The sequence below is a fragment of the Paenibacillus sp. ClWae2A genome, assembly GCF_032452295.1.
In the GTDB taxonomy this organism is placed as follows: domain Bacteria; phylum Bacillota; class Bacilli; order Paenibacillales; family Paenibacillaceae; genus Paenibacillus.
The window spans coordinates 114,841-131,616 of sequence record NZ_JAULSQ010000003.1; the positions used below are offsets into that span (position 1 = coordinate 114,841).

21 protein-coding genes are annotated in these 16,776 nt (G+C 47.1%); 1 reads left to right on the forward strand and 20 read right to left on the reverse strand.

What is annotated here, in order from left to right; all coding sequences use genetic code 11:
* Positions 1-4 precede the first annotated feature (4 nt).
* From folD to spoIIIAA, 15 genes are all read right to left on the reverse strand, one after another.
* The gene (gene folD, locus QVE09_RS11720; protein ID WP_017687597.1) at positions 5-862 is read right to left on the reverse strand and encodes a bifunctional methylenetetrahydrofolate dehydrogenase/methenyltetrahydrofolate cyclohydrolase FolD; all 858 of its coding nucleotides are present in this window, start codon (positions 860-862) and stop codon (positions 5-7) included.
* Positions 863-979: 117 nt separating this feature from the next.
* Positions 980-1,432 (reverse strand): transcription antitermination factor NusB, encoded by a 453-nt coding sequence (gene nusB / locus QVE09_RS11725; RefSeq protein ID WP_017687596.1) that lies wholly within the window; start codon positions 1,430-1,432, stop codon positions 980-982.
* Positions 1,433-1,654: 222 nt separating this feature from the next.
* Positions 1,655-1,888 (reverse strand): DUF2273 domain-containing protein, encoded by a 234-nt coding sequence (locus tag QVE09_RS11730; RefSeq protein ID WP_315936966.1) that lies wholly within the window; start codon positions 1,886-1,888, stop codon positions 1,655-1,657.
* 14 nt (positions 1,889-1,902) lie between these two features.
* Positions 1,903-2,442 (reverse strand): alkaline shock response membrane anchor protein AmaP, encoded by a 540-nt coding sequence (amaP, locus tag QVE09_RS11735; RefSeq protein ID WP_315936967.1) that lies wholly within the window; start codon positions 2,440-2,442, stop codon positions 1,903-1,905.
* 146 nt (positions 2,443-2,588) lie between these two features.
* Positions 2,589-2,999: an Asp23/Gls24 family envelope stress response protein gene (locus tag QVE09_RS11740; protein ID WP_017687593.1), complete on the reverse strand. Its 411-nt coding sequence runs from the start codon at positions 2,997-2,999 to the stop codon at positions 2,589-2,591.
* Positions 3,000-3,216: 217 nt separating this feature from the next.
* Complete coding sequence (gene accC, locus QVE09_RS11745) at positions 3,217-4,560, reverse strand: acetyl-CoA carboxylase biotin carboxylase subunit (protein ID WP_036614375.1); 1,344 nt, start codon at positions 4,558-4,560, stop codon at positions 3,217-3,219.
* A gap of 55 nt (positions 4,561-4,615) precedes the next feature.
* Positions 4,616-5,080 carry an acetyl-CoA carboxylase biotin carboxyl carrier protein gene (gene accB, locus QVE09_RS11750; protein WP_036614903.1) on the reverse strand — a complete coding sequence of 155 codons (465 nt, stop codon included), beginning with the start codon at positions 5,078-5,080 and terminating at the stop codon, positions 4,616-4,618.
* Between the two features lie 139 nt (positions 5,081-5,219).
* Positions 5,220-6,050: a SpoIIIAH-like family protein gene (locus QVE09_RS11755; protein ID WP_315936968.1), complete on the reverse strand. Its 831-nt coding sequence runs from the start codon at positions 6,048-6,050 to the stop codon at positions 5,220-5,222.
* Between the two features lie 66 nt (positions 6,051-6,116).
* Positions 6,117-6,755: a stage III sporulation protein AG gene (gene spoIIIAG, locus QVE09_RS11760; RefSeq protein WP_017687589.1), complete on the reverse strand. Its 639-nt coding sequence runs from the start codon at positions 6,753-6,755 to the stop codon at positions 6,117-6,119.
* Between the two features lie 15 nt (positions 6,756-6,770).
* Positions 6,771-7,601, reverse strand: a complete 831-nt coding sequence (spoIIIAF, locus tag QVE09_RS11765) for a stage III sporulation protein AF (protein WP_315936969.1) — start codon at positions 7,599-7,601, stop codon at positions 6,771-6,773.
* 31 nt (positions 7,602-7,632) lie between these two features.
* On the reverse strand, positions 7,633-8,775 hold the full coding sequence (spoIIIAE, locus tag QVE09_RS11770; protein WP_397387042.1) for a stage III sporulation protein AE: 1,143 nt from the start codon (positions 8,773-8,775) through the stop codon (positions 7,633-7,635).
* 68 nt (positions 8,776-8,843) lie between these two features.
* The gene (gene spoIIIAD / locus QVE09_RS11775) at positions 8,844-9,233 is read right to left on the reverse strand and encodes a stage III sporulation protein AD (RefSeq protein WP_017687586.1); all 390 of its coding nucleotides are present in this window, start codon (positions 9,231-9,233) and stop codon (positions 8,844-8,846) included.
* A 32-nt stretch (positions 9,234-9,265) separates the two neighbouring features.
* The gene (gene spoIIIAC, locus QVE09_RS11780) at positions 9,266-9,469 is read right to left on the reverse strand and encodes a stage III sporulation protein AC (RefSeq protein ID WP_017687585.1); all 204 of its coding nucleotides are present in this window, start codon (positions 9,467-9,469) and stop codon (positions 9,266-9,268) included.
* Between the two features lie 29 nt (positions 9,470-9,498).
* Positions 9,499-10,017, reverse strand: a complete 519-nt coding sequence (gene spoIIIAB, locus QVE09_RS11785) for a stage III sporulation protein SpoIIIAB (protein ID WP_315936971.1) — start codon at positions 10,015-10,017, stop codon at positions 9,499-9,501.
* Positions 10,010-11,014: a stage III sporulation protein AA gene (gene spoIIIAA, locus QVE09_RS11790; protein WP_315936972.1), complete on the reverse strand. Its 1,005-nt coding sequence runs from the start codon at positions 11,012-11,014 to the stop codon at positions 10,010-10,012. The genes spoIIIAB and spoIIIAA overlap by 8 nt, the downstream gene beginning before the upstream one ends.
* A gap of 263 nt (positions 11,015-11,277) precedes the next feature.
* On the opposite strand from spoIIIAA, the gene QVE09_RS11795 reads away from it, so the two are divergent.
* Entirely contained in the window at positions 11,278-12,027 is a 750-nt protein-coding gene (locus QVE09_RS11795; RefSeq protein ID WP_315936973.1) for a 2-phosphosulfolactate phosphatase, read from the forward strand.
* Between the two features lie 87 nt (positions 12,028-12,114).
* Here the strand turns inward: QVE09_RS11795 and QVE09_RS11800 are convergent, their stop codons facing one another.
* From QVE09_RS11800 to QVE09_RS11820, 5 genes are all read right to left on the reverse strand, one after another.
* Complete coding sequence (locus tag QVE09_RS11800) at positions 12,115-13,368, reverse strand: aspartate kinase (RefSeq protein ID WP_315936974.1); 1,254 nt, start codon at positions 13,366-13,368, stop codon at positions 12,115-12,117.
* Positions 13,369-13,558: 190 nt separating this feature from the next.
* On the reverse strand, positions 13,559-14,116 hold the full coding sequence (efp, locus tag QVE09_RS11805; RefSeq protein WP_017687580.1) for an elongation factor P: 558 nt from the start codon (positions 14,114-14,116) through the stop codon (positions 13,559-13,561).
* Between the two features lie 290 nt (positions 14,117-14,406).
* On the reverse strand, positions 14,407-15,480 hold the full coding sequence (locus QVE09_RS11810) for a M24 family metallopeptidase (protein ID WP_315936975.1): 1,074 nt from the start codon (positions 15,478-15,480) through the stop codon (positions 14,407-14,409).
* A gap of 39 nt (positions 15,481-15,519) precedes the next feature.
* On the reverse strand, positions 15,520-15,963 hold the full coding sequence (gene aroQ / locus QVE09_RS11815) for a type II 3-dehydroquinate dehydratase (protein WP_036614400.1): 444 nt from the start codon (positions 15,961-15,963) through the stop codon (positions 15,520-15,522).
* A gap of 76 nt (positions 15,964-16,039) precedes the next feature.
* Positions 16,040-16,615 carry a YqhR family membrane protein gene (locus QVE09_RS11820; RefSeq protein WP_315936976.1) on the reverse strand — a complete coding sequence of 192 codons (576 nt, stop codon included), beginning with the start codon at positions 16,613-16,615 and terminating at the stop codon, positions 16,040-16,042.
* Between the last annotated feature and the right edge of the window lie 161 nt (positions 16,616-16,776).

Genomic DNA, 16,776 nt, shown 5'->3' on the forward strand with positions numbered 1-16,776 from the left:
AACCCTAGGCCAATCCGTGAGCGCGCTTGGCAGCGATCAATGTATTTTGCATCAGCATTGTGATTGTCATCGGACCAACACCACCAGGAACCGGTGTAATTGGACCAGAAACTTCTTTCACACTCTCAAAATCAACGTCTCCTGCCAGTTTGCCGTTCTCCAAACGGTTCATGCCGACATCGATAACCACAGCACCCGGTTTGACAAAATCAGCATCCACAAAGTTTGCACGACCGATGGCTACAACCAAAATATCCGCCTGACGTGTAATTTCTTTCATGTTTGCTGTGCGGGAATGACACATCGTTACCGTTGCATTCTCACGTTGCAGCAACAGCGATACCGGTTTGCCGACAATATTGCTTCTTCCAATAACTACCGCATGTTTACCGGACATTTCCAATCCAGTACGCTTGATCAGTTCAATCACACCCGCTGGGGTACACGGAAGCAGACTATCGTCTCCAATGACAAGGTTACCTACATTGACTGGATGGAATCCGTCTACGTCTTTATCCACGGCAATCGCATCAATGACCGCTTTCTCTTCGATATGTTTCGGCAGTGGGAGTTGAACCAAAATTCCGTTAATGGATTGTTGATTGTTAAGCTTGTCCACCAGCGCAAGCAGATCTTCTTGGGACGTATCTGCATCCAAGCGATGCACTTCGGAGTAGAAGCCGAGGTCGTGACATGCTTTTTCTTTATTACGCACATATACTTGGGATGCCGGATCTTCACCGACGAGCACAACAGCCAGACCAGGTACTACCCCCTGTTCGCTAAGCTGTTTTACTTCTGTTGTCATGCTTGCGCGGATCTCTTGGGATACTTCTTTACCGTTAATAATAGATGCTGTCATTGTACTCTCTCTCCCTTATGTGAATATAAATTTAGAGGTTGTTCAAAAAGCCCGCTTTGGATTACGAAGGATACTGAAAACCGGTCTTTTTGAACACACACTATAATTAATCATAACTTAAGATAATTTTGCTTTGATGGCGTCAACTTCCTGAATCATTCGTCCAAGTACACCATTGACAAACTTGCCGGATTCTTCTGTACCAAAATATTTGGACAGTTCAATCGCTTCATTGACGGATACCTTTGCCGGAATGTCATCACGGAACACCATTTCATACGTAGACAGTCGTAGAATCTGGCGATCCACACGTGACAGACGGCTAATCTGCCAACCTTTCAAATAATCAACGAGTAATCCGTCAATTGCTTCCTTATTGTTCCAGGCTCCTTGTACAATCTCAGTAACATAAGTACGCATTACATCTGCATCGCGGATAACTACTTCGGTTTCATTATCTTCAGCAGCTTCATTGATCAACATGTTCACAGCTTCTGCTGCGCCTACCTCATTCATTTCCATCTGATACAGACTTTGTACTGCAATTTCCCTTGCCAAACGTCTTTTCATGTCCTGCCTCCTGCAGCGCTCCGTCTGGAGCGTCATCATGCTTATTTTATAATCCATGCAACCCTCTCATCAAATCCTGTAATGGATTGATCGATGGCTTCCACGGTATTGTTATTGTTATCCCTTTTCACAAAAAAACCTGCAATACGTTTCCTCCAAAAAACGGGCAACCTAAACTACAGCTCTATTTTCGGAAGAAACATATTGCAGGGTTCAGGTAGGTCACTTAAACGGACGCCAGCGATCGCCAAGCCATTGTCCCCACTCACTCCAGGGAATGGACGAACCCAGCTTCGAATCGCTTCGTCTGCCTAACGTATAACCGATGAACACCAAGAGTGCAAAGAACAACATATCCCAAAAACCGATCCATACATAAAGAAATCCAAAAAAGATGCCGCCGATAATTCCGGTAATTCGGCCTCTGTGACTATCCCAAATCTCTTTCCACAGCATCAGTGAAACTCACCTCATTCCACTCGACTCTTGTAGTTAGGCGACTGGGTTACATTAGCGATATACACCGTGACAAAAGAAACCGGAATCCCCGTAATCTCTTGTACATGATCATGTATCGCCTTTTGCAGATCAGAAGTCAGCGCAGGAATAGGTGTCTCGCCATCCACTACCGCACGGATCATAATCTCCAGTCCTGACTCAACCACGCGTATGCGTGCCTTGACATCACGTACTCCCCGGAATCGGGAAGTTGCCTTCAAACAGAGATTCTCAATCGTCTCCATCGAAATCTGTACATCACCAAACTCAGTACGTTGATCTACAGACGGCAACGATGCACGCCCACGCCGAACCGAGATGTAGAAAAATCGCAAACTCAGGATAAACAAAATCGCTGCTGCAATAACCGACGCAACAATAACGTTTTGTTCCTGCTGGTAATTCAATTCGTAAGGCAGCACACCGCTGATCAGAAGAATGACGGCTGCCGATATTGCTCCAACGCTTATGCTGTATATAAACAACAGAAGCCGATCCAGTATTTTAGCCACGAACTGCACAGCCTCCCTTGCTCACTAACATGACTTAACCTGTTCACTATCAATAATCAGATCGTCATCTAGCTTTCGCTATCATGAAGACCTGTCCAAGACGGGGATAACCCCCGGCAGAAGATGCCGGGGGAATCTGTCTTCTTTTATTTTACGCGTTGACTGTTCAGGTCGATCTCTTCCACTTTCTCGGTGCTCTTGAACTGAACGTCATGAATGTGCACATTCACTTCATTCACATTCAATCCTGTCATGTTCTCGATGGAACGTTTCACGTTCTGTTGAATCTCCGTAGCTACCTGTGGCAAACGGTATCCGTACTCGATAATTACGGAAACATCAACTGCAGCTTCACGTTGGCCTACTTCAACTTTAACGCCTTTGGAAAGGTTTTTGCGACCAAGCAATTCAGCAAATCCGCCAGCGAATCCGCCACTCATGCCTGCAACACCTTTCACTTCAAGGGTTGCCAATCCAGCAATCACTTCAATAACTTCAGGTGCGATCTGGATTTCACCGATATCCGTTCGTTCAAATTCAGTCGGTAGTGTACTCATAACTGTTCAACACACCTTTCGCGAGATAAGTTTGCGGCCATCCGTCAGGGCGCTGGACTCAGGTTAATCAACCTTCAGAACCCTTCCGGTCCGGCTTTACCGGAACTCCTGCAAACATCCGCGAGGTGCGGGCTTATCCTTTGCAGGAGACATGCGCTCTTATTATTCATACTATATCATTTGGGCTACATTATGACAAACAAGCCCAATATACCTTTTAAATCTCGTTTTCCTCAAGAAATTTGATATCAAAGTCACCACGAATGAACGTTGGGTGCTCCAGCAATTTCTGATGGAAAGGAATGGTTGTAGATATGCCTTCAATCGCAAATTCCCCAAGCGCACGTTTCATCTTGGCAATCGCCTCTTCACGATTCGCTCCCCACACGATCAATTTTGCGATCATGGAGTCATAGAAAGGTGAAATGGTATAACCCGGATAAGCAGCACTATCTACACGAACGCCAGGTCCTCCCGGTGCAAGGTAGAATCCGATTTTGCCTGGTGATGGCATAAAGTTACGGTCCGGATCTTCCGCATTGATACGACATTCTATCGACCAGCCATTGATAACCACGTCTTCCTGACGGAATGAAAGTGGGTTGCCTTCAGCTACCGAGATCATCTCACGGATCAGATCCACGCCAGTAACCATCTCAGTTACCGGGTGCTCTACCTGAATACGGGTGTTCATCTCCATGAAATAGAACTCGCCATTCGGGCTGAGCAAGAACTCCAATGTGCCCGCTCCCGAGTAATCCACAGCAAGGGCAGCCCGTACCGCAGCTTCGCCCATCAGTGTGCGCACATCTTCGGAGAGAATCGGACACGGAGCTTCTTCCACCAATTTCTGGCGACGACGCTGAACCGAGCAATCACGCTCTCCCAAATGTGCTGCATTTCCGTGTTTATCGGCAATGATCTGAATTTCCACGTGTTTCATACCTGTCAGGAATTTCTCCAGATATACACCTGCATTGCCAAATGCCTTTTGTGCTTCCTGCTGAGCAGCGGTAATCTGCTTAATCAGCGTTTCTTCATCTTCGGCAATACGAATTCCCTTACCTCCGCCACCAGCAGTAGCTTTGATAATGATAGGATATCCGATATCTCTAGCAATCATGATGGCTTCATCCATATTTTCAACAAGGCCGTCTGATCCAGGAATAACAGGTACTCCTGCATCTTTCATCGTTTGTTTGGCAACAGCCTTGTCTCCCATTTTGGTAATGGCTTCGGGTGAAGGCCCGATGAATGTAATATTGCAAGACTCACAAATTTCCGCAAAATCAGCATTCTCCGCCAAAAAACCGTATCCAGGGTGGATTGCATCACATTCCGTCAGCGTAGCTACACTCATCAGGTTTGTGAAGTTGAGGTAACTGTCCTTAGACAGTGTCGGCCCGATACAATAAGCCTCATCTGCAAGACGAACATGCAGAGAATCCTTGTCCGCTTCCGAATAGACGGCTACCGTTGAGATGCCGATTTCACGGCAGGCACGAATAATACGTACCGCAATCTCTCCACGGTTCGCAATCAGTATTTTTTGAAATTTCATTTCGTTTTGTCCTCCTTCGAAGCTCATGCGGTTAGCTGTTAACCAGCCATAACGGTTATTCCGGTTTCACCAGGAAAAGGGGCTGCCCATACTCGACCAGCTGTCCGTTCTCAACCAGCACTTCAACGATTTCTCCCTTGATGTCCGCATCAAGCTCGTTCATCAGCTTCATGGCTTCGATGATACATACCGTTGTTTTCTCAACAACTTTATCACCAGCGCTCACAAAAGGACCCGCTTCCGGCGAGGAAGCTCTGTAAAAAGTACCTACCATCGGAGATACAATTTTATGTAAATGACTTGTAGTATCGACCTGCGGTGCAGCTTCACTTACCACTGCGGCCGGCTGTACTTGCGGAGCAGCAATCATTTGCGGTTGCACAGCAGCTGCTTGAACATACTCCGTTTTTCCCGGTTTGCGGATCGATAACCGTGATCCTTCATTTTCAATTTCCAATTCTTGAACGGAACTTTCATCTACCAGTTTAATCAGTTCTTTGATTTCACTCAATTTAAACATTTCCATTATTCACTCCTTCGGCATCATGCCAGTCTCACTAGGACGGTCATATGGCTTTATGTATTATATCATAATCATTAAAAATGGAAAGAGCCCGAGAGTACAACCAGCTCCCGGGACTTCATTTCCATGATTTGGATTACTGTTCTGTGACGTATTGCACGCTGATTTTGTTCTGTGAAACCGCCAATTCTTTCATGACCAGATCCACAATGGATACCGCCTGTTTTACATCCAGTTTGTCACTGAGGACCACAACTTTATACTTGTCGGCATCTTCTTGAACGATCGCATTAGCGAACTGTTGAGAGAGTGTCTCCTCAATGCCAGTGATTTTAGCTTCTTTTTCTTCCAGTGTACGGAGCTGCTCCGTTGCTTTGGCATTCTCCTCTGGTGTTTTACTCAAGTCACCTGCCACGGTCATCAGTTCCTCATATATGCGATTGTTGCTTTCCTCACGTTGCCACTGGTAGTTCTGGAACTGGCTGCTCGCAGATGCTGTCGTATTCTGCTCTTCCATTTCCTTGAGGACTTCCTCATCTGTCTTGGTTGCAGTACCACCTGCCTGACCGTCTGTCTCCGGTGTAGTTGTTGCCCCTTTGTCGGTCTCTTTGTTGGTTTCTTTGCCTGCCTCACCCTTATTCTCGCCTGGTTCGACAGCAGGTGTTTTCTCTGTATTTCCGGCTTCTTTACCTTCCGTAGCCGCCGGTTCTTCCATAGCTCCAGCCGCACTTGGATCACTTTCAACTTCGCCGCTATTCACCACTTCATTCACAACCAAACCTTCTGTAGGATCAAGAATGCCTGCCGTCTCCTTTGCTTCCCCTTGCTTGATTCCATCCACTTGCTGACTGTCAGCCACCGGCGCGTTGACTGGACCGGAATCCTCAGTGAACAGATAATACGCGGACAAAATGACCATCAGACTCAGCATGGAAACGAGCCATACCGTTTGACGTTTGTTATTCATTAGAACTTCCTCCTCAAATTGGCTTCAATCTTATGAGAATTGAATTTTGTGATTCAACAAACCAAATTAGTCTTGTTTGCGCGGTACAACAGAAATCCGGTAGGCTGCCACATTCAGTCCTTTTTCCACAGCATCGGTTATCAGGTCCTTCACAACCTTGTTCTCTGCACCCCTCGCAACCACAAGCACACCACGGATCTGCGGTTTGAGCTTTTTGGTCACTATAGGTGTCTGATCCCCTGATATTTCGTACGTAATAATCTCGCCATCACGGGTATATTGCGTCATATGTCGTTTGCCCCCGCTAGCATCCGTTTCTTCGGTAAGTTGCTGAGAATCCTTCACGTTCCGCTGAACGACCAGCTCTTCTGTGGAATCCACGGTAACCATCACATCAACCGTTCCCACACCAACAATGTTTTCCAGCACACCTTTGATCTTGTCTTCAAATGCAATTTCGATCGCCTGAAAAGGATTCTGTTCTGACGGATCACTCTGTATGGATGCCATGGATGTTGCCGGGTCCGGTGGTTCCCGACCGATATTTTCGGAATCAATTTTTTTGACATTGACGAAGGAATTGAATAGCATGATTCCCACCCCGATCAAACCGAGGATAATCAGCCAGCGGAAGGTTTGACTTCGCCTTGCCCCACCCTCTCCGCCACCCATCCAGGTTTCCATCTTTTTGAACCATTGTTTCATCGGACACCCTCCTTCTCAGAGCACTTCAGCACTTTTTGGTTCTTTCACTTGAACTTTGCTCGCATCAACATCCCACTTTTCGGTCAACAATGTAATAATCTGCACCGCATGTTCGGACCTTGTGGATGTCTCACCTTGCTGCTTCGTCTCGTCTGCCTGATCACGTATAACAGGCTCGGAAGAAGCTTCATTTCCATCACGCTGCCCTTTACTCACATCAATCTGTACATCAGGCACTTCAATCTGACCAATCTGGATGGGCTGCTGTGTTTGAGGTGATTTATCCTTCTCGGCTTCTGTGTCTGTTCCAAATATGGGTTGTGTATTTGCAGCGACTCCTTGCTGCCTTGCCTTCACTTCTCCTTCCGCACCCTCTCCGGCCATCTCGACCAACACACGCTGTATCACAGGCAGTTCGACTGATGAGGCAGCTTCCATCTCCGTTTCATATTTGCTCATTGCCAGCTGTACCTCTACGGATCGCACCCTCGCTCCTGTTGTTTCTTCAATCTGGCCTTTCATGACATTAGCCAGTTCTTTCGCTGTCCATTGTAAGGATTGTTCCTGTTCATTGGATTGCAGCCGCTTACCCTGAGCCAATATCTGTTCGAGTGTTGCATTTCCATCCGATGGAGCATCCATTGCCGACATCGCCCGTTTCAGTTCGCCAACCGGATCACTTTTGAGCAGCTTGGTTATGGGTGATAAAAGGGTCAGCAGGATGAGAAGGCTCAGCACAAGCTTGGCATAACGTTCCATGGATCGATTGGGCAACAGCATATCCACAAAAGTCGCCAGCAGAACGATCATAATCAATTCCCGGAGCCAGTTGCTCAGCCACCCCATCCTTTCCATCCCCTTTCTTGCCAACATACATTCAGCGCATCATGACAGTCAGATTGCCCGCGGTCAACAGGATGGTGATTGCCAAGAAAAACATCAGCCCGACGGCTGCGAGCGCCGCAAATACGTAGATCATGCTCTTGCCGATGGCCTGCAGGCATCCAACAATCGGGGTGTCTCCTAGCGGTTGCATAATGGCTCCAGTTACGTTGTATATCAAGGCAAGAGCCAGGATCTTGAGTGCCGGAAAGGCACATAGAAACAAAATGATGATCACTCCGGTGAGTCCAATTGCATTTTTGACAAGTAAAGAAGCTGTAATTACCGTATCCGTCGCATCCGCAAATGTTCTGCCCACGACAGGGACAAAATTGCCTGCGATGTATTTGGCGGCCTTCAGGCTAACTCCATCCGCTACCGATCCCGATGCTCCCTGAACCGAGATTACACCCAAAAACATCGTCAGCAGGATACCCAGCAATGCCACACTAATATTGCGCAGGAGGTCTGCCAGCTGTGTCAGCTTGTACTTGTCAGACAATGAACTGACGAGATGCAGAACAGCTGAGAAGAAGAGTAACGGGAATACCAGCAAGTGAATCAATGTACTCACCAGATGAATCATGAAAATGATGAGTGGATGTGTAACCGAGACGGTGATGACGTTACCCATAGACGCGAGCAGTGTGAATAACAAGGGAACCATGGCCATCATGAAGTTGATCATGCCGGTTATGGCATCCTTGGCGTATCCAATCGCCACACTGAAGCTGTTGATCGCAATAATGATGATGACCATATAACAGATGGAATAGGCGATTTTGCTAATATTATTTTTCTCAAAAGCGGTCTGAAGCGTCTCCAGAATCATGCTGAGTACGCTTAACATCACAATCGTGACCAGAAGCTTGCCATTATATAAAATTTCATGCAGCATGAAGGTTCCTATCGCTACAAACACCGATTTCAGGCTGAACCCTTCATTGCCGGGGACTAACATATCCATGAAGGAAGGGGTTTTCCCATCCGGGAAGAAACCACCGTATTGTTGCATCAGTTGATCCCAGTATTTCTCCACCTGATCCTTGGGAAGCTGATCGGCCTGCTGCTGCATCCACTCACCGGAAGGCGAGCTTGCAGTAACCTGTCCCAGGATACCAAACAGAAAACAGAGCATCAGCACAACCCTAAGGCGCCACTGCGGTTTATGATGCATTGATTTCATATGAAGTCCGCACGCCCTTTCTATACCGGCATCAGCTTCATGACGGTTTCGATAATAATGCTGATGATCGGTATAGCAAGTACAAGGATCAGTACCTTACCAGCCAGTTCAATCTTGGACGCAATGCTTTCCTGACCTGCATCCCTGACAATCTGTGCGCCAAATTCAGCAATGTACGCTATGCCAATAATTTTCAGCACCGTTTTCAGATAAATACTCTCCATGCCTGAATTCTCGGCAAGCCGCTTCAACACTTCGATGACTGCACCGATTTTGCCAATCAACAACATGAAGATGACAATGCCTGTCGCGGCAGCAATCAGAAAGGCAAACATCGGTTTCTGTTCCTTAATGACCAGAATGAGTACTGTTGCGATGAGCGCCAAACCTACAACTTGGATAATTTCCACAGGTCACCACCATCCGGCTTCATGACCGTTTTTCATTGAAAAAGAAATATCGATTTGATCTCTTGTAGCAGGCTGTCCAGCATACGGACCACCATGAACAATACAACGACAAATCCGATTACGGTCACCCAGTGAGCCATATCTTCCTTTCCCATTTGTTTCAGTACCGTGTGAATCATGGCAATGATGATTCCGATACCCGCAATTTGAAAGATTGCGTTCACTTCTAGATTCATGACCTTGGCACCTCACTATCCCGGCTATTTCAGAAGATCAGAATGACGATTAACGCTCCGACAAGCATCCCGAGGCTTCGGCTCATTCGTTCATATTTCATTTGATCGGCCTGGGCACGGGATTCCTCATGCATTAGTTGTTGAATGGCTAACGATATATGTTTGGTCTGATCCTGACGGTCACTTGTGCCAAGGCTGAAGCTTAATTGCAGCATCACTTCCTTCTCGTCAGCCTTCATGGCCGATCTTCCCCACGCCAGATCCACGCCTGACTGCAGACTTTCCCGGGCAGTGAGTCCATGAGGAGGTTCCATCCGTGTGGCTGCATGAAGGAACAGCGTCTTTACAGGTTCTTTGGTCTGTGCTCCCATCTTGCTCATGGCATCGGGAAGTGGAGTGAGCCCATAGTTAATCTCCGTCATTAGTCGCTGGAGGGCTGCGATGAGTTCGCGCAACTGTCTCGGTCTTAATGCATACTGTCTGGCCTTGTAAAAACCGGCGAGGGTGCTGGCTAACAGAATGATTACCGCACCAAGCATGTTAACCAAAGGCTTCACCTCCTGCCCCGGTCTGCTGCAACGCACGCATTTTGCCATCAGCCAGCCGAAAGGTCATGCCCCGGCTCGTCCGTTGCAGCTGGACATAACGTTGAAACATCTGCTCCGTAATTAAGGTTCTGAGGGCGGGTCTGGCCGACAGTTCCGATAGATCACGGCCATGAGCAGTCGCGATTACAGAGACTCCTGCATGCAGGGCTTCCATCACCGCCTCGGCATCCTCCGGACGACCGATCTCGTCCACAATCAGGACATCGGGTGACATGGAGCGAAGCATCATCATCATGCCCTCAGCCTTCGGACAACCGTCCATCACATCGGTTCGGGGACCTACGTCGAATCCAGGTACTCCTTTGTAGCTACCCGCGATTTCGGATCTTTCATCCACAATGCCCACTTTCAGACGTGGACGTATTCCCTGAACCAGTTCATTGCCCCCTGTAAGCTTTGTACCACTGCTAATTTGTCTCGCCAGATCTCGCAGCAACGTCGTTTTCCCTTGCTGTGGTGGCGAAAGGATCAACGTGTGCAGGACCTGTCCGCTCTTCATATCGAGAAGATGAGGAAGGATACGATCAGCCACTCCATGTACCTCACGGGCTACCCGAACGTTAAACCCATTGATGTCACGCAAGTATTCGACACGCCCACCGCTTAGTACCGTTCGGCCAGCAAGTCCGATTCGATGTCCTCCAGGTATGGTGATGAACCCTTTGCGCAGTTCCTCTTCCAATGTATAAAGTGAATGGTTACTGATCAGGTCCAGCAACCTGTGCGTCACTTCTTTCTGAGGAACATACGCTTCTTCAGGATTCCCGGTCGGACAACCTTGAGGTGTTAGGAAGTGGTATGTGTTGCCTGCATTAATCTCCAGGGGTCTGCCTTCACGAATACGTACTTCCTCCACTTGTTCCAATAGAGCGGGTGGCATTCTTCCGAGAATGGTTCGGATCGGTTCCGGAAAAAGTTCCTTCCAGTTCACCTTCATGAGTAGGCTCCTCCAACCTTCAGATCATTTGGTTCACACTTCTGGCGCTTGTTCATATCTCAAGTTTATGCCTGTACATTTAATTTATGACGCTGAAATCTATCAATTCTTCAGAATACGGTTGAGAGTTGAAACCATAGATCCACCTTCTGTTCTAGGCACCCGTCTAGATGTGCATGCATATAGTAATTGCAGATAGGTAAGTTCCATTCCGGTTCAAAACAGAACTACCGATCCCCAGATACAGAAAGGAGTTGTGGGGAGTGCGAGTTGATGTCGTTGGCAATGTGAATGAAGTACGTAGCATTGATATTGCAGGGCGAAGTGCAGTTGTCATTGATGTATTGTGTACGACCAGTACGATTGTTACGGCTCTGGCGTATGATGCTTCGGCTGTGATTGCTGTAGAGACGGTTCCACAAGCCAAACAAATGGAAGTGAAAGATTGCATTCGAGGCGGGGAGCGTTTTGACAAAAAAATCACCGGATTCGAGGTGGGGAATTCCCCCTATGAATATATGACTGCAGGCATTGCAGATAAAACAATCATTCTCACCACAACCGATGGAACACGAGCTTTGATCAAGGCTTCCAAGGGGAAACATGTTTTCGCTGGTTCATTTCTCAATGTGCAGGCTGTTGCAGCAGTTCTATGTGAACTTCAACGAGATGTATTGCTGTTATGTGCGGGAAACCAGGATGAATTTGCTCTGGAGGACGGCTTGTGTGCTGGATGTATCATCGACGAACTGCACCGTCAATCCTGTTCTCCCCTCCAACTAAACGATCTCGGAATAGTGCTTTATCAAGCGGTATCCCAACGTCAGGAGAGCATCCCGGATCTGGTGCAGAGATCTGTTAGCGGGCGGAGGCTTGAAAAGTTAGGCAGAGTTCATGATATTTCGTATTGTTCTCAATTAAACTTGCTGGATTGTGTTCCCGAGATGGGGGAGGGGAACCGCATGCAACCTTATAGAGGCATACGCGGGGGAAAGATGTTCAAGTTATTGTGAAAATTGTTATGCGAAAAACAAAAAAAAGGTGTACTGCTGCCCGTTGGCAACAGTACACCTTTGCTAATTTACATACACGGCAAATACTTATCTGCGGTCTTGAGGTCCGCCGATAACGGCTTGCTCGGCAGTGTCGAGATCATATGCTGTATGCAATGCCTTAATGACGTCATGCAGCTTATCTCCGTCAATAACACAAGATACTTTGATCTCGGAAGTGCTCACCATCTTGATGCTCACGCCTTCAGCGGAAATGACTTTGAACATCTTCGCAGCTACACCAGGGTGACTGACCATGCCTGCGCCAACAATGGAGATTTTAACGAGGTTCTCCTCTGATGTAACTTCACGGTAAGGCAAGCGGCTGTGAAGGCCTTCAATGACACGTAATGCGTCCTCACGATCAGACAGCGCAACAGAGAACGAGAAGTCCGCTTTGCCATCCATCACTCCACTCTGAACGATAATGTCCACATCCAGCTGATTGGATGCAAGCGCACCAAATACTTCGGCCAGAACTCCTGGTACATCCGGCACACCCAGAATACTGATGCGAGCCACATTTTTGTCATAGGCAATACCACTAACCACTACGCCTTGTTCCATTGCTGCTTCCTCCTTCACAACCGTTCCTTCATTATGGTTAAAGCTGGATCTTACAATTAAAGGTACACCGGAATGCTTCGCGTACTCTACTGCACGCGGATGCAGCACCGCTGCTCCCAAATTAGCGAGTTCCAGCATTTCGTCATACGATATTTCTTTCAGCTTACGCGCAACCTTAACGATCCGCGGGTCCGTAGAATATATTCCGTCTACATCTGTATAGATCTCACACGCATCAGCCTTAATTGCTGCCGCCAGCGCTACAGCTGTTGTATCTGAACCACCACGACCCAGCGTTGTGATCTCGCCGTCTTCCGTCATGCCCTGGAAGCCTGCAACAATAACAATGTTGCCCTCGGCAAGTGCTGCATTCACACGGTCAGGTTGAATATCATGAATACGTGCTTTTCCGTGAACCGGCTCTGTGCGGAATCCCGCTTGCCAGCCTGTAAACGATACTGCCTTACGTCCAAGCGCTTGAATAGCCATCGATAACAAAGAGATCGAAATCTGTTCTCCTGTCGTTAAGAGCATATCCATCTCACGAGCAGGCAGATCACTATTCAGTTGTTTTGCCTGATCAATCAAATCATCTGTTGTATCCCCCATGGCCGAAACCACGACTACACACCGATGTCCTTCATCAGCTTTTTCTACAACACGTCCGGCTACACGCTTCATGCGTTCTGTATCTCCGACCGAGCTGCCCCCAAATTTCATGACGTACAATGACAACGCAAATCCACTCCCTACCTTGTGCAGTATGCATAATTGATGTCCATCGTCATTATTCTCTACGAGAAATGACTTTAACCCAGTATATTACGAAAGCGCCTGATAGGCTAATCTTTTTTCGAAAAAACCCTCTGCCAAAGGAATGGCAAAGGGTTGTTAATACCGTTTATTAGCTTACAGCTTGTGAAAGTTACGCACGGGAAGAGTATTTACCTTCACGTGTGTCAATCAGGAGAACGTCACCTTCGTTAATGAACAAAGGAACTTGTACGTTCAAACCTGTTTCCACTTTTGCATTTTTGGTAGCGCCTTGTGCAGTGTTACCTTTAACACTTGGCTCAGTCTCGATGACTTTCAACTCAACGCTTGTTGGCAAGTCGATCCCGAGGATTTCACCTTGGTAGCTAACGATCTTAACGACCATGTTTTCTTTCAGGAAGTTCAATTCCCATTCCAGTTGATCACTAGTCAATGTGAACTGATCATATGTTTCGTTATCCATGAACGTGTGCTCTGTACCGCTTGCATACAGGTAGGATACGCCACGGTTTTCGATGATGGCACGACCAATAGTTTCGCCTGCACGGAATGTTTTTTCAACAGTGTTACCATTACGCAGGTTTTTCAATTTGGAACGTACAAAGGCAGCGCCTTTACCTGGTTTAACGTGTTGGAAATCAAGCACGGTATAGATATCGTTATCCACTTGCACGGTCAAGCCTGTTTTAAAATCGTTTACTGAAATCACAAAAAATCCCTCCTGATATGGTTGAAAAGTAGGTGATATAAGACGATGGGTTAATGTTATATGTAAAATGAGCCCAAGAATGACCACCTCGTTCACTTCGATTGCAGTACCATCCTCCGATCGCTGTTATCCCCAGATTTTTTTGATCCCATTATCAATGGGAAAATCCGGTGATAAAGGCGAACGCTTCGCTTCTTCAGATTGGTTCTGCACTCTCCGTTATGGTGAAATTTCTTATTTTCAATTTAAATAACACATTAAAAATCGTCTTATATCCCTGTGGCTGTAATTTAGCCGATTACGGTGAACTTCTTGTCCGACTTCGTGAGAATATGAATACCCGTCTCGGTAATCACTACGTCATCCTCGATACGCACGCCGCCAAGCCCGTCAATATATATACCCGGTTCAACGGTAACAACCATACCCGGTTTCAATACATCGTCGCTAAGCTTGGACAAGCGAGGAGCTTCGTGAACTTCCATACCCAGACCGTGGCCTGTGCTGTGTCCGAATTGATCTCCATATCCGTGACCTGCAATGATATCACGAGCCAATGCATCTGCTTCCCGTCCGGTCATGCCCGGTTTCAGGTTCTCCAGCGTATGTAACTGAGCTTCCAGTACAATGTCATAAATTTTGCGCAGTTCAGGTACAGGTGTACCTGTTGCAATGGTACGTGTCAGATCTGAACAGTATCCGTCCAAAAGTGCACCAAAGTCAAATGTAATTAACTCATTTTGTCCGATGACCTTGCTACTCGCTACACCGTGAGGCATAGCAGAACGTTCACCCGATGCTACAATGGTGTCAAACGAAGAGGACGTTGCTCCATGTTTGCGCATGAAAAATTCCATCTCCAGATCCACTTCACGCTCCGTCATACCCGGTTTTGCAAACTGCAAAACATGGCTGAATGTGGCATCTGCCAGATCTGCTGCTCTCTGCATGACCGCGATCTCGTCTTCATCCTTGAACATGCGAAGTTGTTCCACAATCCCGGATACAGCTTTCAGTTCAATAGACTGCAGTGCTTCAGCATAAGCGGAGTGAGTGCCAAATGTAACACTATCCTGCTCGAAGCCAACTGCTTTGATATTCGCGGATGTCAGCAATTCGCGCACCGTATCCATCGGCTTGGCTCCATGCTCCACAACGGTAAATCCTTTGGCTTGCTGAGGCGCTTGTGACATATAACGGAAATCAGTTAGCAGATATGCATCCTGTTCCGTAATCAGCACATATCCCGCCGAGCCTGTAAAGCCCGTCATATAACGACGGTTAATCGGGTTTGTAATCAGCATTGCTGTGAGTTCATGCTCACGCATGGCTTCACGCAACTTATTTACTCGTTTGTTTTCCATCGGTAACCCTTCTTTCTCTCACATTCCCGGGTTCCCGGCTCAGGTTTGTTTGTCCAGATGACGCACAAGAGCCAGCAATCCCAGTTCATAGCTTACTTCGCCAAATCCGGCAATCTGCCCGATTGTTTCCGCTGCAATCACTGAATGATGTCTGAACGCTTCGCGTGCATGAATGTTGGATAGATGTACTTCAACCGTAGGGACTTTTACAGCATTGATTGCATCACGTATAGCATAGCTATAATGAGTAAATGCTCCGGCATTCAGTATGATTCCGTCTGCCTCACCCATGGCTGCATGAATGCGGTCAATGATGTCCCCTTCATGGTTCGATTGATAAAAAGCGATGGAGACGCCAATTTCATCAGCCTGTCTGCGAATTTTGTCCTCAATATCCTTCAGACTGAGCGTTCCATAGATGCCAGGTTCGCGTACACCAAGCATGTTCAGGTTCGGACCATTGATCACAATAATTCGTTTCATCGCTGCTCCACCCTCTCTGCAAATAACCATCTGCTATTTTAACACAGCCATTGCCGGATTGAGAAGCTTTTTTGCGCTATGCCCCCGCTTGCTCCGGCTCGCGTTTACGTTCATCCGTGTACTCCATGGCTACCGTGTAACCAATAAACAGCCCCCATAACAAAAAGAAACAGAGTTCCGTGATGATTGAATCCCAGGTTAAACCGTTCAAAGGCTTCATCATACCCAGTTTGGGTCCGACCAGTACAAAGAGAATCAGCCACCAGACGATTCCATACACCATGCCGGGTAAAGGCCCTTTCAGTTTTCTAATCGTGAACGTGTAGAGTAAGGATGCCAAGATGGAAAAAACGATGAAAAACAGCCAGCCTGTCAGATGCCCTGCTGCGGTATATATATATTCATGTTTGAAAAAAGGCTCCGCCAGAAATCCGACAGGTACAATCGTAAAATGCAACAGATAAAATAGCCAATGCATCCCGCCCCAGATAAAACCGGCAAAAAAGCCTAGCTCTAACGCAAAGGAAAATGGCTTCGTATAGTAGTGTGCTTGACCTTGCCTCTGGGTAGGGCGCCTGCCCCTGTCTTTTTGACGTTCTTTCGGACGTTGACCTTCATCATGTGATGTATCTTCATGCTTACGCTCTGTCATCAATATTCTCCTTCATTCCGTTGATAATCCCGCATTATGCCTCGAATTTTCTGCCTGATTCTACGAGGTAGTATGTTCAAAACAGGACAATCTTAACAACATCCTTCAAGGTTTGACTCACAAACTAGAAATTGGTCTCAAAATTCGATACAATAGGGTTA